Annotated in this window: 22 protein-coding genes; 17 read left to right on the forward strand and 5 right to left on the reverse strand. The window is 42.6% G+C overall.

Annotated elements, in window-relative coordinates; translation table 11 throughout:
• Window positions 1-3: 3 nt before the first annotated feature.
• On the reverse strand, window positions 4-906 hold the full coding sequence (locus tag NST25_RS05800) for a TIGR01777 family oxidoreductase (protein ID WP_305953557.1): 903 nt from the start codon (window positions 904-906) through the stop codon (window positions 4-6).
• Between the two features lie 48 nt (window positions 907-954).
• Window positions 955-1,416, reverse strand: coding sequence for a DUF2621 domain-containing protein (locus NST25_RS05805; RefSeq protein ID WP_076128197.1), 462 nt, complete (start codon window positions 1,414-1,416; stop codon window positions 955-957).
• Window positions 1,417-1,588: 172 nt separating this feature from the next.
• Here NST25_RS05805 and NST25_RS05810 point away from each other — a divergent pair, with 172 nt between their 5' ends.
• From NST25_RS05810 to NST25_RS05875, 14 genes are all read left to right on the forward strand, one after another.
• Window positions 1,589-2,698, forward strand: coding sequence for a deoxyribonuclease IV (locus NST25_RS05810; RefSeq protein ID WP_036681702.1), 1,110 nt, complete (start codon window positions 1,589-1,591; stop codon window positions 2,696-2,698).
• Between the two features lie 65 nt (window positions 2,699-2,763).
• Entirely contained in the window at window positions 2,764-3,663 is a 900-nt protein-coding gene (purU, locus tag NST25_RS05815) for a formyltetrahydrofolate deformylase (protein WP_076128195.1), read from the forward strand.
• A gap of 175 nt (window positions 3,664-3,838) precedes the next feature.
• A complete protein-coding gene (locus NST25_RS05820) occupies window positions 3,839-4,588 on the forward strand; it encodes an SAF domain-containing protein (protein WP_076128193.1) in 750 nt (249 codons plus the stop codon).
• Window positions 4,589-4,600: 12 nt separating this feature from the next.
• Window positions 4,601-5,665 carry a hypothetical protein gene (locus NST25_RS05825; RefSeq protein ID WP_340393467.1) on the forward strand — a complete coding sequence of 355 codons (1,065 nt, stop codon included), beginning with the start codon at window positions 4,601-4,603 and terminating at the stop codon, window positions 5,663-5,665.
• The gene (locus tag NST25_RS05830) at window positions 5,662-7,107 is read left to right on the forward strand and encodes an ATPase, T2SS/T4P/T4SS family (RefSeq protein WP_076128190.1); all 1,446 of its coding nucleotides are present in this window, start codon (window positions 5,662-5,664) and stop codon (window positions 7,105-7,107) included. Before NST25_RS05825 ends, NST25_RS05830 begins: the two co-directional genes overlap by 4 nt.
• 13 nt (window positions 7,108-7,120) lie before the next feature.
• Window positions 7,121-8,170 carry a hypothetical protein gene (locus NST25_RS05835; protein ID WP_076128188.1) on the forward strand — a complete coding sequence of 350 codons (1,050 nt, stop codon included), beginning with the start codon at window positions 7,121-7,123 and terminating at the stop codon, window positions 8,168-8,170.
• A gap of 11 nt (window positions 8,171-8,181) precedes the next feature.
• Complete coding sequence (locus tag NST25_RS05840; RefSeq protein WP_076194733.1) at window positions 8,182-9,051, forward strand: hypothetical protein; 870 nt, start codon at window positions 8,182-8,184, stop codon at window positions 9,049-9,051.
• Between the two features lie 57 nt (window positions 9,052-9,108).
• Window positions 9,109-9,318, forward strand: coding sequence for a hypothetical protein (locus NST25_RS05845; RefSeq protein WP_076128184.1), 210 nt, complete (start codon window positions 9,109-9,111; stop codon window positions 9,316-9,318).
• Window positions 9,319-9,323: 5 nt separating this feature from the next.
• Window positions 9,324-9,467, forward strand: a complete 144-nt coding sequence (locus tag NST25_RS05850; protein WP_162636675.1) for a hypothetical protein — start codon at window positions 9,324-9,326, stop codon at window positions 9,465-9,467.
• A gap of 15 nt (window positions 9,468-9,482) precedes the next feature.
• The gene (locus NST25_RS05855; protein ID WP_036681716.1) at window positions 9,483-9,863 is read left to right on the forward strand and encodes a hypothetical protein; all 381 of its coding nucleotides are present in this window, start codon (window positions 9,483-9,485) and stop codon (window positions 9,861-9,863) included.
• Between the two features lie 20 nt (window positions 9,864-9,883).
• Window positions 9,884-10,381 (forward strand): hypothetical protein, encoded by a 498-nt coding sequence (locus NST25_RS05860; protein WP_076128182.1) that lies wholly within the window; start codon window positions 9,884-9,886, stop codon window positions 10,379-10,381.
• 35 nt (window positions 10,382-10,416) lie between these two features.
• The gene (locus NST25_RS05865; RefSeq protein WP_340393468.1) at window positions 10,417-11,061 is read left to right on the forward strand and encodes a hypothetical protein; all 645 of its coding nucleotides are present in this window, start codon (window positions 10,417-10,419) and stop codon (window positions 11,059-11,061) included.
• A 13-nt stretch (window positions 11,062-11,074) separates the two neighbouring features.
• Window positions 11,075-13,333, forward strand: coding sequence for a PKD domain-containing protein (locus NST25_RS05870; RefSeq protein WP_076304502.1), 2,259 nt, complete (start codon window positions 11,075-11,077; stop codon window positions 13,331-13,333).
• A gap of 12 nt (window positions 13,334-13,345) precedes the next feature.
• Window positions 13,346-17,140, forward strand: coding sequence for a hypothetical protein (locus NST25_RS05875; protein ID WP_076304503.1), 3,795 nt, complete (start codon window positions 13,346-13,348; stop codon window positions 17,138-17,140).
• 87 nt (window positions 17,141-17,227) lie between these two features.
• Here the strand turns inward: NST25_RS05875 and NST25_RS05880 are convergent, their stop codons facing one another.
• A complete protein-coding gene (locus NST25_RS05880) occupies window positions 17,228-17,860 on the reverse strand; it encodes a hypothetical protein (RefSeq protein ID WP_036681725.1) in 633 nt (210 codons plus the stop codon).
• Window positions 17,861-18,163: 303 nt separating this feature from the next.
• On the opposite strand from NST25_RS05880, the gene tkt reads away from it, so the two are divergent.
• Together tkt and NST25_RS05890 are read left to right on the forward strand one after the other, a co-directional pair.
• Window positions 18,164-20,206 carry a transketolase gene (gene tkt, locus NST25_RS05885; protein WP_076128175.1) on the forward strand — a complete coding sequence of 681 codons (2,043 nt, stop codon included), beginning with the start codon at window positions 18,164-18,166 and terminating at the stop codon, window positions 20,204-20,206.
• Window positions 20,207-20,239: 33 nt separating this feature from the next.
• On the forward strand, window positions 20,240-20,557 hold the full coding sequence (locus tag NST25_RS05890; protein WP_340393469.1) for a pyrimidine/purine nucleoside phosphorylase: 318 nt from the start codon (window positions 20,240-20,242) through the stop codon (window positions 20,555-20,557).
• 1,338 nt (window positions 20,558-21,895) lie between these two features.
• Here the strand turns inward: NST25_RS05890 and NST25_RS05895 are convergent.
• Both NST25_RS05895 and NST25_RS05900 read right to left on the reverse strand, forming a co-directional pair.
• Entirely contained in the window at window positions 21,896-22,108 is a 213-nt protein-coding gene (locus NST25_RS05895) for a hypothetical protein (RefSeq protein ID WP_340393470.1), read from the reverse strand.
• Between the two features lie 169 nt (window positions 22,109-22,277).
• Window positions 22,278-23,180: an NAD(P)-dependent oxidoreductase gene (locus NST25_RS05900; protein WP_340393471.1), complete on the reverse strand. Its 903-nt coding sequence runs from the start codon at window positions 23,178-23,180 to the stop codon at window positions 22,278-22,280.
• Window positions 23,181-23,415: 235 nt separating this feature from the next.
• On the opposite strand from NST25_RS05900, the gene NST25_RS05905 reads away from it, so the two are divergent.
• Complete coding sequence (locus NST25_RS05905) at window positions 23,416-24,771, forward strand: glucose-6-phosphate isomerase (RefSeq protein WP_036681734.1); 1,356 nt, start codon at window positions 23,416-23,418, stop codon at window positions 24,769-24,771.
• Window positions 24,772-24,893 lie beyond the last annotated feature (122 nt).

Below are 24,893 nucleotides of genomic sequence, written 5' to 3' on the forward strand. Positions count from 1 at the left end.
GCTCTACAATTTTTGTTTTTTCAAATTTTCTAAAGAGACTTGAAGTGTAGGGAAGGTAAAGTCAAAGCCATGATTTAATGCCGCTGCGGGCAGGACGCGCTGACCTTTGAGTAAGATTTCGGATAATTCCCCGACTGCTGTTTTTAACAGGAAGGCTGGCAAAGGGAACCAGTGCGGCCGTTTGTAGACTTTGCCAATCGTTCTGCCGAACTCTTCGTTCGTTACCGGATGTGGAGCAGTCGCATTAACAGGTCCGTTAATCGTTGGATTTTGCGTACAGAAATCAATTAGACGCACAATATCCGTCAGATGGATCCAAGAGAGCCACTGCTTTCCAGAGCCAATGTTGCCGCCAAAACCTAATAAATAAGGCAGCTTCATTTTGGGGAATGCTCCGCTCTCATTGCCGAGCACAACTCCGGTACGCAGCTTGACCACGCGGATATCATGGTAGGTTTCATCTGAAGCCTCTTCCCATGTCTTAACTACTTCTGAAGGGAAATCCATGACCTGGGCTGGTGAGGATTCACTAAAAGTATCCTCTAAAGAGGTACCGTAAATCGCTACGGCGGAAGCCTGAATGATTACGGAAGGCTTTTGCTTCATTTGATCTACTAACTTAGCTGCTGCGGAAACGGTTGCAAGTCGGGACTGCATAATCGCTTTTTTGCCACTTGGACTCCAGCGCTGGCTAAGGGAAGCTCCGGCGAGATTAATTAGGGCAGCTGCATTTTCCACTGGATCGGGATTAGAACTTAGACTGTCCCAGGTGTGGTAACTCAGTTTAGGATGAATTGTTGTTGCGTCTTTTGGTAAATTCCGACCTACAATAGCAACTTCATTACCTGCTTGCAGCCAGTATTTTGCTAGTTCGCTACCTATAAAACCGGTGCCGCCACATATCACATATTTCAAAGGAGGGCCTCCGTTCTAAATCGTACAATTCATTAAAAATTACTTAAACAAATGCTGGTAAGCAGAGTAATCGATTTTATTCTTCTCGAGAAAATTGATAAGAAAACGGTTATCGCGCCGCGGTGTGGCAACTATGTAACCTTTAATGCAGTGATCGCGAGTAACTTCTTTTGCATTGCTCTCGACGGCGATCTTTCCGATCTCGGCAGCAATAGAATGCTTCGCAATATCACGAAATGGCCCAGGTACAGGTTGAACAAGCTGGTCCAAAAAGGCTTTTGTTTCGTCACTCCAGAGCGGGCGGCTACGTTCCACCCAGTAATTTTGCCAGTCTAGCTTTGACTTTCCATCAGCTTTGGGCAGGACCTTTAGGAATTTGCGGAACATAAAAAAACCGCCGATACACATGGAACCAAGCAGCATAAATGTCCAGAAAGCGATAGAGTTCATAAACCAATTGCTCGGTGTGGATAATAAACCAAGTCCTGATTGGATAAACATGCATACACCACCTTTTGGCAATGAGGATTCTCACACGAATTATTCTCATATTAAAGTATAGCTTATTTCCAAAGTTTTGCGAAGCAGAACCCGGCATATTGGCCTCGTCTAGATTTATTTTTCCGATCACGGTAGAATAGGGGTTAATTCGTGAAGGAAAGAGGGAAGAAGTATGCTGAAAATAGGTTCACATGTGTCTTGCTCGGACAAGGGTCTTTTGACCGCAGCAAATGAAGCAAATGAGTATGGTTCCAGCTCGTTTATGATATATACAGGAGCGCCGCAGAATACGCGCCGCAAGCCGATTGATGCCATGTATCCCAACGAAGGGAAGCAAGTTATGAAAGAGAATGGTGTAGAGGAGATTGTTGTCCATGCACCTTACATTATTAATCTCGCTTCCTATAAAGAGAATACGTACCAACTGGCTGTTGATTTCCTGCAAGAGGAAATACGCCGTACCCATGCACTTGAGGTCAAGCATATTGTATTACATCCTGGTGCGTTCACTGATAAAGATGCTGAATATGGTATTCAGCGGATTGCAGATGGCCTGAATGAGGTGCTTGGAGGCACGAATGAAACGGAAGTGCATATCGCTCTAGAAACTATGGCTGGCAAAGGAACAGAGATCGGCCGCAGTTTTGAAGAAATCGCTTCTATCATTGCTAAGGTCGAACATAACGAACGTCTATCGGTCTGTCTTGATACTTGCCACATTCATGATGCTGGTTATGATATCGTTAATGATTTGGACGGTGTTCTCAACAAATTTGATGAGACTATCGGGTTGAATCGTCTTGGTGTAATCCACATTAATGACAGTAAAAATCCATGTGGCGCTCGCAAAGACCGTCACACGCCAATTGGCTCGGGTTGGATTGGGTTTGATACGATTAACAAAATCGTACACCATGAAAAGCTGGAAGGTCTGCCTTTCATTCTGGAGACCCCATGGATTGGTAAAGATGCTAAGACACAACGTCCGATGTATGAGGTGGAGATCGCTTTGCTGCGTGGTAACGTAGCTGAACGCTTTGGACCGGAATTCGTGCAGGATGTTGAAACATTACGTGAATTTTTTGCCAAGCAGGAGATTGATTCCCGTCAATATGTACTTAATGTCTGGGAGCTGCTGAAGAACGATGCCAAAGCTAAAAAAGCTGATCCACGTGAACCACTGGAGCGTTTATACGATGAAGTTGTCGCTGCCCAGCTGTTCCCGCAACTAAGCGAGGAAGCTATTAATCATCGTTTAATTGCTTGGTTAGCAGGCAATTAAGTGCTCGTGAACGCTTAAGCTATACTTCAGATTGCGTATGTAGATGAGAGGATGGGAAGAGGGTCATGGAATTACACGTAAAAAGAAACAATTCGTCGGGTGTCGAGCATTATTCCAACCGGGCACGTATGCTTATTTCCTGCCCTGACGGACCGGGAATTGTGGCGGCTGTATCACACTTTCTGTATCAGCATGGCGCAAATATTGTGCAGTCGGATCAGTATACGATGGATCCAGATGGTGGAATGTTCTTTATGAGAGTCGAGTTTGACCTACCTGAATTAGGCGATCGTCTGGAAGAGATTCGCTCTCAATTTGGCGGAGTGGCGGAGCGTTTTAAGATGGACTGGAAGATCTTTAATGTTCGTCATAAGAAGAAACTTGCCATATTCGTCTCTAAAGAAGACCATTGTCTTGTTGAACTGCTCTGGCAGTGGCAAGCGGGCGATCTCGATGCCGATATTGCCCTCGTCGTTAGTAACCATTTGGATATGAAATCTTATGTCGAGTCGTTTGGCATTCCATTTCATTATATTCCAGTCACAGCGGATACTAAGGCTGAAGCAGAAAAACGCCAGTTAGAGGTCATCGGAGACGATATCGATGTGATTATATTGGCACGGTATATGCAGATTATCTCGCCGTCCTTTATTGAGCATTATCGCCATCAGATTATTAATATTCACCACTCTTTCCTGCCTGCCTTTATTGGCGGCAATCCATACGCCCAAGCGTACCAACGTGGGGTGAAAATTATCGGGGCAACCGCTCACTATGTTACTGAAGAACTAGATGGTGGACCGATTATTGAACAGGATGTGCAGCGGGTAAGCCACAGTGATGATGTTATTGAGCTGAAACGGATTGGGCGTACCATTGAACGTGTTGTTCTGGCTCGTGCGGTGAAATGGCATATCGAGGACCGGATTCTCGTCCATCAGAACAAAACTGTAGTATTTAAATAAAGGTATTCTCCGGTGAAAGCAACGGTTATGCCCGAGGGCTTTCACCGGAACCCTTTAATTTAATAGTTCACTAAATCTCTATCAGGTAAAAAAGCATTTTACCAGCAGCTTGGCTATTTATGCCAAGGTGCTTTTTGTCGTTCTCAAAAATCATGTAGTTAAGGAGGTGGAAGGTTTGGCGTTACAGCGGGGACGTTTGTTAAAACGTAATTATTTTTTCGCAAGTCTCATTTTGATTACTGGATTCGGGGGTTTGCTAGGTTATGATCTCTATTTCAAGCCCTACGTGCTTTCCCAAACCGTGGTCAAAGTTAAGGTGGGAGCTGGGGAATCTCTACCTAAAAATTATGAGCTGAAAGCAAGTGATTTGTATCTGGATTCTGTTCAGACCAAGGATATACCTTCTGGTGTAATTACGGAAATCGCACAAGTGGAGTACAAAATTACGAATGTGAATCTGACTAACGGTAGTATTTTGACAGCATCACTGGTGGATGTTAGTGATTTAGAGCCTTTGCAGGATGAAGGTATATTTCCTATTCCGAAGGAGGCTATTTATGCCATCAATGGTTCGTTGCGAAGCCGGGATAAGGTAGACATTTATCTTGTAGAAGGTGAGCGAGAGAAGCAGCGAGAGGCGCTTGGTTCAAATACAGTTAAAAAAGAAAACGAGGAACAGGTGAAAAAACAAAGCTTGCTTAGCGATCCTGCTAAAGAGATCTTTTTATCTGGAGTTACCGTGAACTATGTGCGAACAGAAGACAATAATGATGTGCAGGATTCTGAGAAAGGCAACAACAATAACCGATTCACTTCTACTGGCAAGGTGGCGACACCAGAATTGAAGCTGAAGAAAAGTGAGGGTCAACGGCTAGGGCAATTTTTGGAGCAGGGCAAAAAACTGTGGATCGTACGGGTAGAGTAGGGGGAGATTGCCTTGAAAATATTTAGTCTGGGCATAGATCAGTTAACGATTAATGATATCAAAAACGCGGGATTTAATGTAGTTACACAAAACGTGTATCCCGATCCGGCGCATACCGAAGGTCATATGTTAATGGTTACTAGTGACCAGGTATCTGTTCAAGCGCTTAGCGAGCTGCGATACAAATATCCAAGCTCTATGATCCTGTATTTATATCTGCAAAAGGGAATTCGCGGCTATCAAGCTGTGCATATGTTATGTGAAAGCTTAGGTCTATATTTTATTCCTCCTCGTTCTACCTCGTCAGCAGTGATAGAGAAGATTCGTTTTATCCTGGAAGAGGATGGCGAGGAACGGAGCAATTTGGTTGGCTTTTTTGGCTCAGGTCCAGGCATTGGCTGCACGAGTGTGGCGAAGCTGTTCGCAAGACGAATTGCTGCGGCAGGTCTACGTGTTCTTGTACTTGGTTTGGATTTATATGACCCCGGGTATGACCGCAAAGCGACGATAAGTCTAGACAAATTGCACCCCAAGCTTACAGGGAAGATGATTCATGATGAAGATTTCGAGCAATTGATTAGGCAGGATGGCTATTTGTATCTACCGGGGAATTACGACTACTTGAGTGTCCAGGATTATCTGGAGGAAGAGATCGAATATTTCTTGGCTAGAGCTGGAGCAAATGCGGATGTGGTTATTGCTGATTTCGGTTCAATTCCCGAGAGTGCTGCGTGGTATGTCGGTATGCAAAAGTCGTCGTTACGCATGATTGTCACTCATCCTAAACATGAACATAGATTAGAACCTCTATTCGAGCTTGCGGGGCATATAGATCTGCGTCCGCATGATTTCCAGCTGATCATTAACCGCAGTAATGTGGAGGAAATATCTTCGTCCAAAAATATGGCCCTTAGATTTGGCACTGAAATCTTGCTGGAGCTACCGTATTACCAGCCCTTGCAGGAAAGCTTGCCTCTAGGCAAAAAAGAGCTACAGCATGTGGATGATAAGGTACATTCTCTATTGGTGTCGATGGGATTAGCGCCAGAGGCCAAAAAGAAAGGGATATTTCTATGATTGAAACTCTCGCGAGTCGTCCACTCTTTTCTCTAAAACAAAGCGTGTTGCGCACTAGCAAACCGGGCAAGGAAGATTTTTATGCTTTTTTACAAAAAATGAAAACCGAGATGAACGAAGGGCTAGAACGTGAGGATGACGCTTACTTCGAGCTAAATGCAAAGGCATTAATTGGCGATCCGCAGGCAGTTAGCTTTTTTATGAATGAGATTGAGAAGTACTTACGAAAAACACCTTTTACTGGAAAGGTTCCAGAAGCGTACCGAACGGCGGCAGAGGCCCTGTATCACGAGTGGAAGGGTTTTGGACCAGCGTATCGTTGGTTTACTGATCGTGCATACAGCGAGTCAACCGGATTACAAATGATTGGGAAGCAAATTTTTTATAACCATAAAGGTGAGTTTATAGCTTACCCGTATGAGATGCCTTCACTGGATCGGGTGGAGCAGCTGAAGCGTTCCTTGCTAAAAAGTGATCCCAATAAAAAGCTGAACAAGGATAATCCTTCGGTGGAGTTCAAAATGGATGATCCGCTTTGGCCAGGTAGATTTATTCGGCTTGCGATTTGGGTATCACCTAGGGTCTGGGAGGGTTTTACTACGATATCACTGCGGCGACAGGTTGTGGAATTTCTGGATTTGGAGGATCAAGCGGGTACGGAATGTATTCCTGCCGAGGCGGTTGAGTTCATTCGGGCGTTATCGTCCACGTTTCGCAATACCATTATTGCGGGTGCTGTAGGGTCAGGAAAAACAACCTTTGCCAATACGATCGTTGGTGAGCAACTGCTTGGCTCTTCCTCCTGCATGGGAGTAGTGATGATAGAGAAACATCCGGAATCCATTTTACCGTATCAAATTAAAGGGCATCGGATTATTCCAATTCAAGCTGCGAATGAGGAACTGATGGAGGTGGGAGTAGAGTCGCTGCGGCATGACCCAAATATTTTGTATATGACGGAGATGCGTTATAACGAGTGGGAATTTTATTTGTGGAGTGGGGAAAAAGGATACGACGGGATCACCGGAACCTTCCACACCGTGGATTCGGAGGACATTCCTTATCAAGGTGCGTTTGCTGTGTCGACAAGAATTGGCGGGAGTCTAAAGGGGCATTTGATTTCTGCGCTGAAATCATGCGAGCTGGTGTTTATTTTGGAGAGTGTCCCGAACGGGAAGAAGCGGCTGGCGCGAATATCAGAAATCTTTTACGAAGAGGATAGAAATTCAGTGTTTGCTAATGATCTTATGCGCTGGGAGCCGGAGGAAATGTGTTGGTCTTATAATGACAAGCTGACGAAAAATCTGATGCTGAAAATGACTAAGAAAAATGCGGAGGCTACACAGATTGTCCAGAAAGAGCTGGGGCGACTTGCATCAACAAAGCCGATGGATCAGCCGCTTAAAGAAAGCTTGAAATCTAAGATAGTACTTAATGAGTGAAGGAGGTACAGCTATGGATTTACTATTTTATATTTTTCGTTTTGTCCTTCATTTATGGATTGTGTGGGGACTGTGGTTACTCACCAAACTGCTCATCGAAAGGCATTTACGGCAGGTAGTCCAGAAATTCGATTTTCGAATTAAACATAAGATGAGTATTTTTGGCAAAAGAGTTAGCTCGGTTAAAAAAAGGCTGTGGCTCTACCGCCATCTGGACAAGCTTCTGTATTTCGTACACCGGAAGTATGAACCGGGTATTAGCGTTATGCGTTTTGTTATGCGTACAGCCATTTTGTTTATTGCGGTTTTCTTATCAGGACTACTGACACTTAGTGAGCTCCCTGGAAGGTTGAGTTTTAACAATCCTTTTTTGGAGGGGATTACTTTTAATGAAGGACAGCCGATTCAGGGGGCGTGGAGATTTCCGCTTTTTATAGCTGTAATATCTGCGACGATTCCTTATTTTCGTATGAGATACATCTATGCACAGCGGAAGGTACATGGAAGCTACGATCTCCTCGATGTAGTCAAAATATCCACTAAATTCACACATTTGTCGGTAGATTCGATCCTTGATCGGACAGCGGATTTTCTTACAGATAAAAATGTACTAAAAAGCCCTCTGAAGCTGCTAGGTGCCGCATTTTCTAATTACAGTAATGAGAAGGAGCTTGTTGAGGAGGCAGGGAGATTCTCCAGCGCGATTGGCACCACCTTCGCTTTAGAGTTTATATCAGATCTGCTCTATGCCGAGAAGGAGGGAACCCGTTATTTAAAAAGCTCGCTAATGCTGTTGAATCGTTCTATGGAGCAGCAGAGAGAGACGATTTTAACTGTAAAAGCAGGAAGCAGAGATGCGATCAGCCTTGGCTTATATGGGAATCTTCTGGTGCTGGTATCTACGGTTGGAACCTTTATGTATATGCTGAAGCCCGATGTCTATTTTCAACTGCAGTTCGAAACTACGGTAGGCCTTTCCTTTTTGATGGTGATCGTCTCCGGTCTTTTTATCTCTTTTGTGATCAGTACTATTCTTGCCAGGCCCAAACTGGACTACCACTAAGGTGATGAACTATGGATAGATTATTGCTACTAATTACAGTGATCGGAATCGTGTATGTCGCATTACTTGTGTTTGTGAGCAGCAGCAGTAAGCAGGAACGATATCTTGTCCGACTGGGCATCCGGTGGAATTCGCTGGGTGAACACGTGCAGAGTGATAGATTTCAGCAATTGTTGAATGAATGCAATTTATCAATTTCGGCTCGAAAAGTTACGCTATTTCGTTATTCAGCGGCAATCATCTATTTATTTAGCCAAGTCGTCAGCGATTTCATCCGATCTGTTCCTTTTTCATTCTATGACCCTCTAATTGCTCTACTTATTCTCGTAATCAGCAGTCCGATGCGTTATCTTCCGCTTGGTTGGGTGTTGGCGTGGCTTCACCAAAAGACGAATATTCAAAAAGATGGCGAGTTGATCTCCTTCATTCGTCTCTATGAGAATAATCGCCTACGTAAGCGCGGATATGTGCAGTTTGGTGCTTTTTGTGGGAGTACAGCGGGACATTTTCAATATATACGTCAGGATTTGTATGAGCTGTCAGAACGGGCAGTAGATGAGGGTGTGGAGGGGGCGATTGAATGGTTTTGTGCCAAATTTCCGGATAACCATCACTTTATTAATGACATCCGGTCCATTTTACTGGCGACAGAAGGCATGGATGATGACACGGAAGCTGCAAACTATTTGCGTGAACAAGGCAAGATTATCTCCAAAATCTCCAGCGATCAGTATTTGAAAAAATGGTCTTTCATCGGTGATCTATCGACGATTATTAATGTTATTCCATCGATTGCTACTTTTTTGATGATCGTTGCCATGGCGATGCAGTACATTTTGCTAATCAAAGGAAATTTTAATGGAGTCGGCATGTTCCAGTGAAAAATTGTATATTCAACCTTATTTTTAAAACCTAAAATAAAAAGGGAGAAATTAACAATGAAAAAAGACGCTATTTCTACAGGTTTGTTTATCGCTATCGGTTTTTTGTGTGTGGCCATCGTAATTGCCATTTTGATTCCTCTGGTGCGTGACGTGATTAATGCTGCCGATGATAATAGACCGACGATCCCGGGGGTATCTCTAACTCAACCGCTGGATTCCAGCCAGACTGCACTAACTATGTCCATGACTCACGTTTTGGTATAAGTCAGATGAAAAAAGACTCTATTTCCGTCGCTATGTTTTTGGCCATTGGCTTTGTAATTGCGGGGATGTTTGTCACGGTAGCTACGCATATGATCGGCAGCAGTCAGGACGATATCATCTCACATACTAAGCAAGTGGAACAGTATTAGAAGGAGGCGTGTCTAATGAAGGAGACCGTCCTCCGGGCATTGTTCATGTGGCTAGTCCTGTTTATTATCCTGCAGCCTATCTTTACCTACATAGATTATCTGCTAGATTTACAGGTCAAAGCTAATACGTCCTATATCACACAAAAAGCAGCAACAGAGGGGATGGTTACAGCTTCTATGCGGAATGAAGTAATTTCAAATCTGAAAGCGATTGGATTTTCTGAAGCTTCGATAGAAATTACTAGCAGTACAGACACCGTTCAAGAGCGAAAGCAACGAATTGATGTGTATGTAACCGCGCCGCGGATAAATCTGTTTCCTTATAATTTTTCTACGGTTTCGCAGCCGACTCGATATTATGGGCATGGATCAATTATGAGTGAGTATCTCGATTGACTAAGGGATGAGCGTAATTTATGGATTACATTATTAAGCTGGCATTTGTCCTACTGATCTTTATCTACTCCTGGTTCTTTCAGATCCAGAATCAGGAGTGGGACCAGCTGCGCAGCATGTTAAAAGACGCAAATAATATCGCTGTTCACGATGCCGCACAGGAATTAGATGAGACCGAATTGACTCGTGGTCGTCTGATTATAGATCCCGAAGATGCGTACGATACTTTTCAGCAAACCCTACAGAACAATCTAGGCCTTGATAGCGGCCTTTCCCCCCAAGGGGGCAGTCGTTTTAAGACACAAGTAAAGATTGTGAAGTTCGATATTATTGACGATTCCGATGGCGTGAATTTTCCACTTTTATACGAGGATAGCGAATATGGCATAACCAAATACATCGCAGGTCCTTCGGTTATTGCCGTCATAGAGACGGAACACCCGGTTCTGATCTTCAGATCCAAAACACAACAGCCCATCAGGGTGCCAGCAGTTCAGGAGTATAAGTTCAATAAGTAAGAAAAGCCAATTAAAGAAAAGGGAGAGATTCAGTGATGAAGAAGAACATTTTAAGAGCAGCTTTGACTACAACAATGTTACTTAGCATGGTATCGGGGCAAAACGTGATTACTAACGCAGCAGCGGTTACACCAATAGCCGCAGCTACACCATCAGTTACAGCAAAACCTGCTGCTACACCAGCACCCATTATGAGGGATAACTTAAGTAAATATGGTTTGAAAAAGGATTTAGAGTTGCCGGTTACGGTTACGGCGGGTGGGCTTAGTTATACGCTGGAGAAGTTTATGATTTATGATTTCAAGTCAAAAGATGCACAAAATTTAGTGAGACAATTTAAATATGACTCATTTGGAGTAATGGTTAGCAAACCTAAACATTTCATATGGACTAAGATTACGATTAAGAATAACAGCAATAAAATTGTTAAAAGATCCTTAAATGATCAAAAAGAAAAATGGGTTTTATCACTAAAATATGGGGGGGAATTAGACCCAATTTGGCCGAAGGTAAATGAAGAGAAAATCAACAATAAAAGTGCATTCTATTACTACACGCTCAAGCCAGGGGAACAACTATCCACTTATCAAGCATTTTTATATGAAAAAGATTTTGACTATTTTGCAATTCGTATGTATCATGCTGGTGGATTTGATGAAAAATTAATAGTCAACTATTAAAAGGACAATCAATATGAAAAAAGATATTTTAATATGTCTGTGCTTTTTGTTACTTGTTCCTTTTGCATTCTCCACATCTGTGCAAGCTGCTGAAACAAAATTAACTTCAATTTCTGTTCCTATTACGACTGGTTTGCTTGGATCTAACAATTCAGCTAAAGATTTTTATTTGGAGCTACCTAATGGTATAACTGGCTCTTCTATCAAAACAGACACTTTAAAATATACTGGATCTAATGGAAAAATAAGCATCTCGTTGGAAAATGGGAAAATCAAAGTTGCACTTAAAGGAGTGCCTAATCAAAAATATATTAGTAATGTAGTAGGATATAAAGCTTCTTGGAAAGCAATGTATAGAACAGACATATACAACTCGATTTGGTTGTATTCAGACGGAAGAAGATGGCAAATAAATCAATACGATGAAAGAAATGATCGGATGGTGACAGATGATAAAATTGCCACTGATGGGTATCCCTCAAAAAATCCACCTAGAACAAAGGTAACGGCAGGACCTTATCAAGATAAAGAATATCTAAAATGGTATAACGGATCGGTAAATGATGTTATTAATGATCAAGATATCATTCAATCTACTATAAAAGTTGTGCCTTTTGAAAAATCATCATATGCAGACGATCCTAAATTTAAAAATGGGAGAATTATATTGAATTATATGATCCCTGACGGTGTTCCTTGGGATAAAGAAAGTAATGACGGATTATCTGGTAAAGCGGAAGGACGAAAGTATAAAGCATTCGCATCCTATTATTACACTGCAGACGCTAAAGTCACCACCTACAGCTACGGGGGAACAGTCAGCTTTGAATATGGTCTCCCAGATGAAGCTACACTCACAGGTTCTGCAATTCTAGAACAACCTAATCCAAACCCAATTAAGTTTGATAATAAGAATGTGCCAGTTAAAATCGCTTTGAAGGGTGAACTGCTATCCTATAAAGATATTTCGAATATTTCAGAATGGATTTTTTATGCCAAAGAGAAAGGTAATGAAGGCTCACTCCAGACAAAAAAAGTGTATACCAAAACTCTAACGGCAAACGAAACTTTCAAGTTTGAAATTCCGAAGGAGAAAGTGGCAGGTAAAAGTAACTACAGTCAAGAGTACGAACTAAGTATAGTAGTGAGATTTAAGAATGAAGTCGTGACCAAAAGAAGTAAGTTCGACTCGTTAAAAGAATCTTTTACAGTCAAAGCAGGAGTGTATACAACCTCAGATCCTCCGGGAGGAGGGTTTCCAGGTCCTACATCACCGTCAGAACTACCGAGAGAGTTAAAACCTCCAGTAGCTCTTATAAATGCACCGAAAACTGTAAAAGCAGGACAAGAGTTTGTAGCCAGTGCAGCAGGGTCGTATGACCCCGATGGTTATATTACGGATTACTTTTGGGATACGCCTAATGCTAAGGGAGAATTGAGCACTTTGCCAAGGGGAACGCTTTGGTATGATAAAGACCATTTGGGGGAACAAACACTTGCTTTGACTGTAATGGACGACGACAAAATGACTGGAAGTACTAGTACTGAGGTTAATGTCATTGAGCCAAAACCAGATGCATCTATCAGGGTAGATGGTACATTAAAGCAAAATCGAAAGGTTATCATACAAAGTTACGTTAGTAGCCCGACCCACTACCCATTAGTAGATGCTAAGACTAAATTCACGATCACAGCCGTATCAGGTGGAACGAATTCTGATATTAAATATAGCGGATCGCTGAACGGAGTATATAGCAAAGATGTGCTATTCAAGAAGCCAGGGAAATATAAAGCAACCATTTATGTGGAGAATACATTAGGGCTAACTGCCAGAAACGAAACAACTTTTGATATAGCACCAGACCAGAAGCCTTTTGCATACTTTACGATGGCTGGAACAGTGTATCGCAATCCTTCAGATGGTAAACAAGCGATCCTATCAATAGATGATATGTCTTACTCTCCAGATCAAGATATGGTGGCTCGTAGGCTTTGGGAATACCGTTACGATTCAGATAACAACGGTAGTTTTGCAGGTGAGCAATGGGTTATTTTTAGCAATGAGAATTTAGATCGTTTGAATCTTAAGGTAAGGGAAGTTGGAAAATACGAAGTGCGACTGACTGTATTCGAAGAGTTTGGCCAGCCGACCATCGAGGAGTTTGTGACGCAGGCTGATCGGCAATCCATAGATTCAGAAGCTACACAAAATGTGATCGAACGGATCTTCACGGTTAAAAATCAGGCACCTGATGTCGACTGGTCATGGTAGAGAGGAATAGAGATGCAGAAATTAAAAAAAACAATTTCAACGTTTATGGCCCTTGTATTACTACTTCTTTCATTCCCTGAATTTTATTCGGGGAGTGTCAAGGTAGAGGCAGCAGGTGACCCAAATATCGTCAATTTTATGGATGTTCGTCTTGAAGGGTTTAACAAAACATCTTCTTGGGACCCAACTATGGGGAATATAGGATCTTTGAATTTGAATATGCCTGCTATGACCCTAACCAATATTACTTTTAATCTAACAACAAGAATATTACGCTACGATTATGTACCTGATGCGCCTGTAGTTTTAACATCAGGGGACATTAATTGGTACTATGATACGCAGCGTACTAGATTTCTTAATATTTACAGTTATATGTACAGGACAGATGGAAGTGGTAATACTGATTATGCTACTGATGCCTCATGGAGAATTGAAGAAATGCCACCTGTGAAAAGTTCGGATAGTCTTCAGTTTAACCTTGACAGAAATACAACCGCTTTTTATGAAAGTTATGCCTATCCAGCGAAGTATGGCATTCCAAAAGCCCTTAAAGTCGCACTAAGAGCAAGTGATGCGCAACACCAACCTAACGAATGGATGAATGGTTGGCATAACAACGTATATTATGATTGGGTTAACATACCTCTAGTAATAAATTCAGCACCTACGCTCACAGTGACTACACCAAGCGAGCAGCAGCTACTGAATGAGCCAGGATTCAGTGGTATGAATATCGAAGGATATGTTCGAGATGTGGACAATAATGATCTAGTCGTTAGTGCTGAAATTCCTAATGTGTTCTATAAACAAGTCAATGTCCAACAGGCACTAAATAATAAATGGTTTTCCATCCCAATAGATGTTTTGGCAGACGGAATTCCTCCCGGACGACACAATATCATTATCAAGGTTGTGGATCCCTATAATTATAAGGATGAGAAATCGTTGGTCGTTAATGTATCCTATAGGCTTAGGAATAAATCCTTTATATTGATTAACACTCCTATAGACGTATCAACCACATACAAGGACTATGAAGGAGATTCTAAATATCAAGAACGCTATAGATACGATCATAACCCGTATTTCTTCGATAATTCGATGGGTATCATTTCGGATAGTGGGTTATGGCGTTCAGAAAGGTATACCTCCTTTCCATATAGCGGACTCTATAACGCAACCTTTCAAGCACGAGATAATCCTAAAAACGATGACAGATTCGATGTCTATCGTTTATGGAGCCGAGATAATTTATCTTCAATGACCTATCATGTTCATCGGAAGCCAATTGCATTGTTTGCTGCCAAACTGGCGTGGGGATCTCTTCTGCTAACAGATTGTTCCTACGATTTGGACCACATCACGGCTGTTAATAAGGGACTTATAGCTTGGCAATGGCAGTATAAAAAAACTGATTCTGAAATATGGACAGATGGTCAACCGCCAGCTCAATTGCCTAGTTCTGGACAATATGACATACGCCTTAGAGTACGTGATGTCGATGGCGAAAATGGGTTGGGGGTCTGGAGCGACTGGTGTGTAAGGACGGTGGGGACTGCAGGTAATCTACCTCCGGTAGCGTTATTTAGTGTTGATCCTAATATTGTTTCCTATCGTAAAGCTACTACCATAACAGACAAATCGTTTGATCCGGATAATGATCCATTAGATGTGTATTACTGGACGGTTATCAAAGACGGTTGGAACAAAGTTTGGGAGCATTGGGGTGGAGCTACAACGCCACCTAATATCGCAGCTTTTGGAATTGGTAATTATCAAATTAGTTTACAAGTACATGACAACCGAGGATTATGGTCAGATTGGTATCGTCAAAATGTTCAGGTGATTAATCACCCACCCGCAGCAGCATTTAACATGCCAGCTGAAGTATATCGAGACACTGTAATTACAATGGATAATCTAACACCAGATCCTGATGAAGATGGAGATTCGCTTGCTTATTTATGGTACGCCAAACTCAACAATAGTCCTTATTATTATGCTGGCAGTAACCGCAACCAATCTTTGACGATACGAGATCTTATTGCTGGAAACGGAATTTCACCGCAGCAGGCTATATCAGAAGGATGGGAAATGCGCCTTAAGGCAACAGATGTACCTAATCCCTCAAGTATTGGAGCTTTAAGTTCCAATGCAACACGTGTATTTACTGTTAAAAATCATGTTCCAACAGCTGCTATTAATGGTCCATCGGCAGTATTCCAATATGATACCCGACAATATACATCTTTTGATGAGGATGGAGATCCCTCCGACGTCGCTAGTCTGCAATACTTCTGGAAAGTAACAGATAGTGATGGCCTTACGCAATGGTTTCGAACTCCTAGTATTGATGTTAATTTTCCTGAGTCCGGTATCTATACATTGGAACACTGGGTTATCGATCAGATCGGTGATAAGTCTAATATAGCTACGTTGAAGGTGAGTGTTACTAAAAATCTAGCGCCCTCAATGACGTTGATAACCCCGGCGGGAACCGTAACCAATCCATCCGTTATAGATGCCGAAATACAAGGAGATCCATTAATTAAATGGAATTATACAGACCCAGAGAGTGATCCGCAGGAGAAGTACCGTTTAGAATTTTTTTCAAAAGACGGACTCTTAGTTAAGACAGTTGAAAACCTTGACACCACAGGACAGCTGCGGCAGTATCAACTCCCTAACCATACATTTAATCGATTTGAATACTTCACCGTATATGGGCGGGCTTATTCCAAATTAAGCTGGTCAGAAATATCTAACGAAAAAACGTTTATCATCGACAATCCGCCGCAGCCCGGATTCACACTTATCACGGATACAGGCAGAGATGCTGCCAAAGAGCCGATTTATCGCACGGATCTTCTAAATATCAAGAGCAAAGCGACGGATCCAGACCTTCCAAAAGGAGATACAATCAGCCATAAGTATGATTTGAAATCATCTAACGGGACGGAAGGATTGGCTAGTACTCAAGCTGAATTTACGAAGAAATTCACCTCAAATGGCGTCTTTACCTTGAAACAAACCGTTATGGATTCTCTAGGACTGTATCGAGAGCTATCTCTGAGTATCACCGTAGCCAACCGTAAACCTACCGTAACGATAACGTACCCAACAAGTACTGACTCAAGTAAGCCTATGATCGCAAGTACGCTTACACCAATCATCAAGTGGGATTATCAAGATGAGGATGGAGATGAACAACAGCGGTATAAGGTACAAATTATCAACTTGGCGACAGGGATGGTTAAGGTTCAATCTGGCGAACAAAATTCAAGTGCCAAACAGTGGCAAGTGCCCGCGGGAATATTGGTTGAGAACGAAAAATATGCCGTGGAAGTGGAAGCTTTTGATGGTTATAACTGGAGTAATATCTCAGCGCGTAAATATTTCATGGTTAATCTACTGAGTATTAAAGGTGGGGTCCAGCACACAGAGGAATGGAATAACAACCGTAAAGGCTACAATTTGAACAAGAGCGGTAATGAGGAGAGTCCAAGAGGCTATAATGTGTTTTGGGCAGGTGAGCGATTTATTTTGCAAGGGATAGCAACCGGTCTACCTGATACTGTTGAGGTAACGATGACGGGAGGTTATTCTACGCAACTAAATCCAACGAACAGTGACAAAACCTTGTGGACAGGCGAATTATATGATCCAGCATTTGTGAAACTTCCCGATGGTCCAGTGAAATTTACCTTCACAGCTAAGAATGAGTACAATACCAAAATAGATACAGTTACTGTTGTGATCGCTGGCGATTGGTCCGAATATTTTCGGAACCATCGTGTGAAGTAATGATACATCTACGACTTTATCCTTTTTCCATCTAAAAAGGGCTACGCGGAAATACGACCCGCATAGCCCTTTTTTACGAGCAACAACTTATATAACTCCTTCAGTCCGTTCTTCATTCATTCTCATCATTCTTGTCGCAACGGAAGGGGTATGTAAAGGTATATTCGTCGAACGTGCAGAGGCTCTTTGAGCTCTACGCACATAATAGGATAACTTGCCGCTGAATATTTTATGGGAACAGAGTGAAAGAGCGAAATCCTCCGGGGTAACAAAGCATGAAGGCTTATTCACAGGCTGAACTGCGGTATTTTCAAATAAGGAAGCAACAAAATGAGAGCAGAAATAAGCGTTCTCTCGATCTATTTTAACATTTAGAAGTACGCCGATCAGGCCTAAAAGATGGTATTTATAACGTTCCTGATTTTTCATCATCCCTTGGACATGATTGTACATGGCATCGTATTCCGTGGCACTGACACGTAACTGATAAATAGAGCAATTTGCGCTGCTATAGAAAGGGTGAATGAAATTTTCTTGAATCAGACCCGCGACGAATGGATTGTGCATTTTTTTTCTTCCGAAGCTGTACACCTCACGTAGTTCACTATCAAAGGCGATCGAAGCATGGTTCAGATCAGCTTTTGTAAACCACTTAATGAAACCACTGAAGGCTGTACCTGTACCGGTAAGCACAATATAAACATCCTTTTTCGAAGTCATGTTCAGAATTCCTTTCCACTTGGAGATATTGGATAATGAATGAAAATTTTACTTGTGTAACTCCATCTTACTTTATATTCGAGCATTGTAAAACAAACTTTAGTCGCAATAGAAAACTAGACCATAGGCTAAGTAAAAACCCGTCTCATGACATAGTTACTTTTGCGTATATAAATGCGTAGATATTGCAAAACATAAGCTGTCAAACAAAGAGTTTTTAAAAACAATTGGAATTGCTTCCACACTAGTGATACAATAAGAGTCAAAATGACATTCTTGAGATTTCAGAGGAGGAACTATTAAATGAGTGAACAAGAACAAGCGATCCAGAAGGAAGAAAACTCAACAGTAGATAACCTGTCGATCACAACAATTCGTACTTTGGCTATTGATGCTATCGAAAAAGCGAATTCCGGCCATCCAGGTATGCCAATGGGTTCTGCACCAATGGGCTACCAACTGTTTGCAAAAACAATGAATCATAACCCTGATCATCCAACATGGGTAAACCGCGATCGTTTTGTATTGTCCGCTGGACATGGTTCCATGCTTCTGTACAGCTTGCTGCACCTTAGCGGCTATGATCTTCCTATGGAAGAATTGAAACAATTCCGTCAATGGGGTAGCTTGACTCCTGGTCACCCGGAAGTTGGTCACACAGCTGGTGTTGATGCAACTACAGGTCCGCTTGGACAAGGTATTGGTATGGCCGTTGGTATGGCTATGGCCGAAGCTCAATTGGGCGCAACCTACAACAAAGAAGGACATAACATAGTTGACCACTATACTTATGCTATTTGTGGTGATGGTGACCTTATGGAAGGGATCTCTTCTGAGTCCGCTTCTCTTGCTGGTCATTTGAAACTCGGAAAATTGGTTGTATTGTATGATTCAAATGATATTTCCCTTGATGGTAAATTGAATCTTTCTTTCTCCGAAAATGTAGCTCAACGTTTTGATGCTTATGGTTGGCAAGTTCTGCGCGTAGAAGACGGAAATGACCTTCCGGCTATTGAAAAAGCTATTGCTGAGGCGCAAGCTGAGACTAGCAAACCGACTTTGATCGAAGTAAAAACAGTTATTGGTTATGGTAGCCCTAACAAACAAGGTAAAGGCGGCCATGGCGGTACTCACGGCTCCCCACTTGGAGCAGAAGAAGCTAAGCTGACCAAAGATTTCTACAAATGGGTATACGAAGAAGATTTCTATGTACCTGATGAAGTTCGTGCACATTTTGCAGAAGTGAAGAAAAACGGAATCGCAGCTAACAAAGCTTGGGACGACAAATTTGCGGCTTACAAAAAAGCATATCCAGAGCTGGCTGCACAATTCGAAACTGTAATCAATGGCGATCTTCCAGAAGGCTGGGATGCTAACCTTCCAACTTACACTACTGAAGATAAAGCAGTATCGACTCGTGTCGCTTCCGGTAGTGCGCTTAACGGTCTGACTGCTGGCGTTCCTCAGCTAGTGGGTGGTTCCGCTGACTTGGAAAGCTCTACTATGACACATTTGAATGGTTTGACATCTTTCACACCAGAATCTTATGATGGCCGCAACATTTATTTCGGCGTACGTGAGTTTGGTATGGCTGCTGCAATGAACGGTATTGCTCTACACACTGGTCTTAAAGTATTCGGAGGAACATTCTTCGTATTCACAGACTACCTGCGTCCAGCAATTCGTTTGGCTTCGATCATGAAATTGCCAGTAACCTATGTATTGACACATGACAGTATTGCAGTTGGTGAAGATGGTCCTACGCATGAACCAATCGAACAATTGGCTTCCCTGCGTATCATCCCAGGTCTGACTGTTATTCGTCCGGCTGATGCTAACGAAACTTCTGCAGCATGGGCTTATGCTATGGAAAACAAAGAGAATCCGGTTGCTTTGGTTCTGACTCGTCAAAACTTGCCAATTCTTGCTGGAACCGTAGATGGCGTTCGTGAAAACATCAAACGTGGTGGTTATGTTGTCTCTGATTCCAAAAATGGCACTCCACAAGCACAACTTATCGCAACTGGTTCTGAAGTACAGTTGGCAGTTAAAGCGCAAGCTGCTTTGGCAGAAGAAGGCATCGATGTTCGTGTAATCAGCTTGCCAAGCTGGGATCTGTTCGAAAAACAAGACAAAGAATATCGTGATTCCGTAATTCTTCCAGGAGTCAAAGCCCGTCTTGCTATCGAAATGGCACAAACCTTCGGATGGGAACGTTACACTGGTGACCAAGGCGATATCCTAGGCATCACTACTTTCGGAGCTTCCGCGCCTGGCGATAGAGTTATGAAAGAATACGGCTTTACTGTAGAGAATGTAGTTAGCCGTGTGAAAGCACTTCTGTAATTAACTGAATAATCATTAGGGGGAGAACAAGTAATGAGTCAGTTTAACAACGCAACGATCGAAAAAGCAGCCAATGTATATTATGGCGGACAAGTAACCAGCCGTACGGTAATTTTGCAAGATGGATCTAAGGTGACACTGGGCATCATGTTGCCGGGTGTGTATGAATTTGGTACAGATGGTCCTGAAATTATGGAGATTCTGTCCGGCGATCTTAAAGTGCTGCTTCCCGGCACTGAGGTATGGCAGGAGATTAAGGGAGCATCAACGTTCAAAGTTCCTGGCAACTCTAAATTTGCGTTGGAAGTATTTGAAGTAACTGATTATTGCTGTTCTTACCCGGTTCTATAGAAAACAGACTTTTCTAAGGGCTGTCCTATAAGTAGCTTTTTTCTATGAGTGAGACGACCCGGATTCAATTTAAAAATCGTAAAAGTCAGCATGGCAGCGGTTCTCCTGTTATTGGAGGATCGCTGCTTTTTGTGTTGTTGGTTGGTGATATTGCTTGATGTTCAATTATGTATTCATCATTCTATTTTGAGGCTTAAGGACTCAAATGACGTTAGGGCTGAATCGGATCATCACCAAATTAGCACTGAGTCATAAAGGACCCAGATGACGCTATTAGCAAATTTATAGCCTTTTGAGCAGGTTTTCGGACACCAGTGCAGCTATTCCATAGAAATAGCCTCATAATTGGCGCTTTTTATGCCAATAGCGACTATGGAGTCCGATAGCATGCGAAATATGAGATTATGCTGCAAATAAGGTCAGCTGAGTCCGATGGCGCTGTGTCATCACCAACTTGGGCACCTGGTTAGCGCCAACCCACTGCGTACGGACCCAGATGGCGTTAACACTAGATCAACACCAATGTAGTACCGGGTCAACACCAATCCTACCGCTAAGGACCCGGTCAACACCAATCCTACCGCTTAAGGACCCAGATGACGCTATTAGCAAATTTATAGTCTTTTGAGCAGGTTTTCGGACACCAGTGCAACTATTCCATGGAAATAGCCTCATAATTGGCGCTTTTTATGCCAATAGCGACTATGGAGTCCGATAGCATGCGAAATATGAGATTATGCTGCAAATAAGGTCAGCTGAGTCCGATGGCGCTGTGTCATCACCAACTTTGGCACACGGTTAGCGCCAACCCACTGCGTACGGACCCAGATGGCGTTAACACTAGATCAACACCAATGTAGTACCCGGTCACCACCAATCCTACCGCTAAGGAGCCAGATGACGCTATTAGCAAATTTATAGTCTTTTGAGCAAGTTTTCGGACACCAGTGCAACTATTCCATGGAAATAGCCTCATAATTGGCGTTTTTCATGCCAATAGTGACTATGGAGTCCGATAGCATGCCAAATGTGAGATTATACTGCGAATAAGGTCAGCTGAGTCCGATAGAGATAGCTGTGTACCGCAGAGGTTACTTAGTTAAAGGAGCTTGAGGTTTGGAGCGAGGGAGAGGTTCCAGAAAATACGGGATATACCGTAGTCATCAAGCAATCAACTTGGTACCAATTTGCTACTAAACAGCAGCTCACCCAGTGACTCCTCCAGTAACTAAACAGCAACTAAACAGCAGCTCACCCAGTGACTATCCAACAATTTCTCCAGTATCTATCCAACAATTCAGCGCTCCTTCAGTAACTTTTCTGAAATTATCTAACAACTCATCCAGTAACTTCTCCAGCACTTACCCAACAATTCAGCACTCCCTCAGTAACTTTTAAGCGACTATTTAGCAACTCATCAGTAACTCCACCAGCACCAATCCACCGTTTCATCAATAATACAGTAACTTTTGCGACAAACCAGTACTTCGCGACCTTCTTAGTAACTATCCCACCAACACCACCACAACGTTCTGAGTAACTCCATAGCAACCAATATTTTCTTGCACTACAACTGTTAATTTGGTATTATAAATACACAAACAAACGTTCGTATAATTGGTTTGACAATGGGATTGTCCATAAAGAAAAGACCGCATCGCAATATCATGTGCGAGGCGGTCGTAAATGTTCTTATGAAGTAGGTTTTGAGCTCTTGGATTTATTTATTGGATACATTTGCACCCATCTTTTGGCCGATCCACTCTTCGTAACATTTCACTACGGCAGAGAGATCTTCTTCACCATAACCTTGGGTGAATCCAGCTTGGAACATGCTTTTAGCCAAGCCCAGCATAGGAGAAGGAACGCCTGTGGAATCGCTATGGGCAGAGGCAAGCTTCAAATCCTTAAGCATTAGAGCGAGGGAGAATTGATTGCTGAAATCATCTTCTATGATTTTACGGCCTTTAAGCTCAGCTTGTTTGCTGCCCGCAGAACCAAGTTGTACCAGTTCCAGGAACTTGTCTGCTGGTACGCCTGATTTAACAGCAATGGCGAATCCTTCGGCTAGGGCAACATTATGAATACCAACCATAGCATTGTGAGCCAGCTTGGCCACAGCGCCGCTGCCGTTCTCACCCATATGTAGCAGCTTCTTACCCAAAGTATCAAAGATATCACGATGTTGTTCTATGACCTCAGCACTACCGCCGACCATGAACACTAAGGTTCCTTCAATCGCTGCCGGTTTGCTTCCAGTTACTGGCGCGTCTAGGAAATGTCCACCGCGCGCTTCTACAGCAGCGGCAATCTCACGAACTAGTCCTGGTGAAATTGTGCTGGAATCAATAATTAGTCCACCAGGCTTCACAGCATCAAGTATACCATCTTGACCATAAAACACTTCACGAACCGAATCATCATTGCTGATCATGGTAATAATAACATCCTTACCCTCAGCCGCTTCGCGGGGCGTGAGAGCAGTCTGGGCACCTTCTGCTTCAAGAGGTTTACACTTGGCTGCCGTACGGTTGTATACCGTAACCTGAAAGCCGCCACGTAGTAAATTGGAGACCATAGGCGCACCCATTGTTCCGAGTCCGATAAAACCGATTTGTTTCATTTATATAGCCACCTTCCGTTTTCTTTATTCTATCACGGCACTTAGTCCAGCACCACAGCACACCTATGTCTTTTGATACAGGAAACGCTTCCAAGGAACTTTGGAAAACTTGGTTCTAATGCCCTCTATGTGCCCTAAGACCTTGCCAGTCAAGGCAAATTAAAGTATCCTAATTATAAAGTTGTAACAAACGGTTTTAAATTTAAAGAGATAAAACAGGAGGTTACCATTACCGATGTCTAAGAAGATTAATTTTGACTACACAAAAGCTCTTTCGTTTTTTAACCAACAAGAAATCGACAACCTTGCCGCCCCAGTTAAGCTAGCACACGAACAGTTGCATAACAAAACTGGTGTAGGCTCTGACTACCTTGGATGGATCGATCTGCCGACAGCTTATGATAAGGAAGAATTTGCTCGCATTCAACAAGCTGCTAAGAAGATCCAAAGCGATTCCGAGGTACTGATTGTAATTGGTATCGGAGGTTCTTATCTGGGAGCACGCGCAGCTATTGAGGCGCTATCGCATTCTTTCTACAATAACCTTTCTAAAGATAAACGCAAAACTCCAGAAGTTTATTTCGCTGGTAATAACATTAGCTCTACATACATCACGCATCTGCTTGATCTAGTAGAAGGTAAAGACTTCTCCGTGAACGTAATCTCCAAATCTGGAACTACTACTGAGCCAGCGATTGCTTTCCGCATTTTCCGCGCTGCTCTGGAGAAGAAATACGGCAAGGAAGAAGCTCGTAAACGCATTTACGCTACTACAGACAAGGAAAAAGGTGCCCTTAAGAAATTGGCAACTGAAGAAGGTTATGAATCCTTCATCATTCCAGACGATGTTGGCGGACGTTACTCCGTATTGACACCTGTAGGCTTGCTGCCAATTGCTGTAGCTGGCATTAACATTGAAGAAATGATGCAAGGTGCTGCTGCCGCTGCGGATGAGTTCAACAATCCAGATGTAGCTACTAACCAAGCTTATCAATATGCTGCAGTTCGTAACGCTCTATACCGTAAAGGTAAAACAACTGAAATCCTCGTCAACTATGAGCCTTCCTTACACTTTGTATCTGAGTGGTGGAAACAATTGTTTGGCGAAAGTGAAGGTAAGGACTTCAAAGGAATTTATCCTTCTTCCGTTGATTTCTCCACAGATCTACACTCCATGGGTCAATTTATCCAAGAAGGTAACCGCAACATTTTTGAAACGGTTATCCAAGTAGATCAAGTAGCTCATCATGTTACGATTGAGAATGATCCGGATGATCTGGACGGCTTGAACTTCTTAACAGGAAAGACTATGGATTTCGTGAATAAGAAAGCTTTCCAAGGTACAATGCTTGCACATACAGATGGTCAAGTACCTAACCTTATCGTTACTATTCCTGATCAAACACCATACACCTTTGGATATTTGGTGTACTTCTTTGAAAAAGCCTGCGGTATCAGCGGATACTTGCTCGGTGTTAACCCATTTGACCAACCAGGCGTAGAAGCATACAAGAAAAACATGTTCGCATTACTTGGCAAACCAGGTTACGAAAAAGAAAAAGCAGAGCTGGAAGCAAGACTTACTGAATAGTATTGCAGTAGGTTTTACAATAGCTATTAATCACAGAACATTCATACTAATGTAAGTCACCAGGAGCAGTCCATAGGTAATCCAATACCGGGACTGCTCCTGACATTATATGAAGACATCAT

Origin of the sequence: Paenibacillus sp. FSL E2-0190 (assembly GCF_037992965.1) — a bacterium.
GTDB lineage: Bacteria > Bacillota > Bacilli > Paenibacillales > Paenibacillaceae > Paenibacillus_AQ > Paenibacillus_AQ odorifer.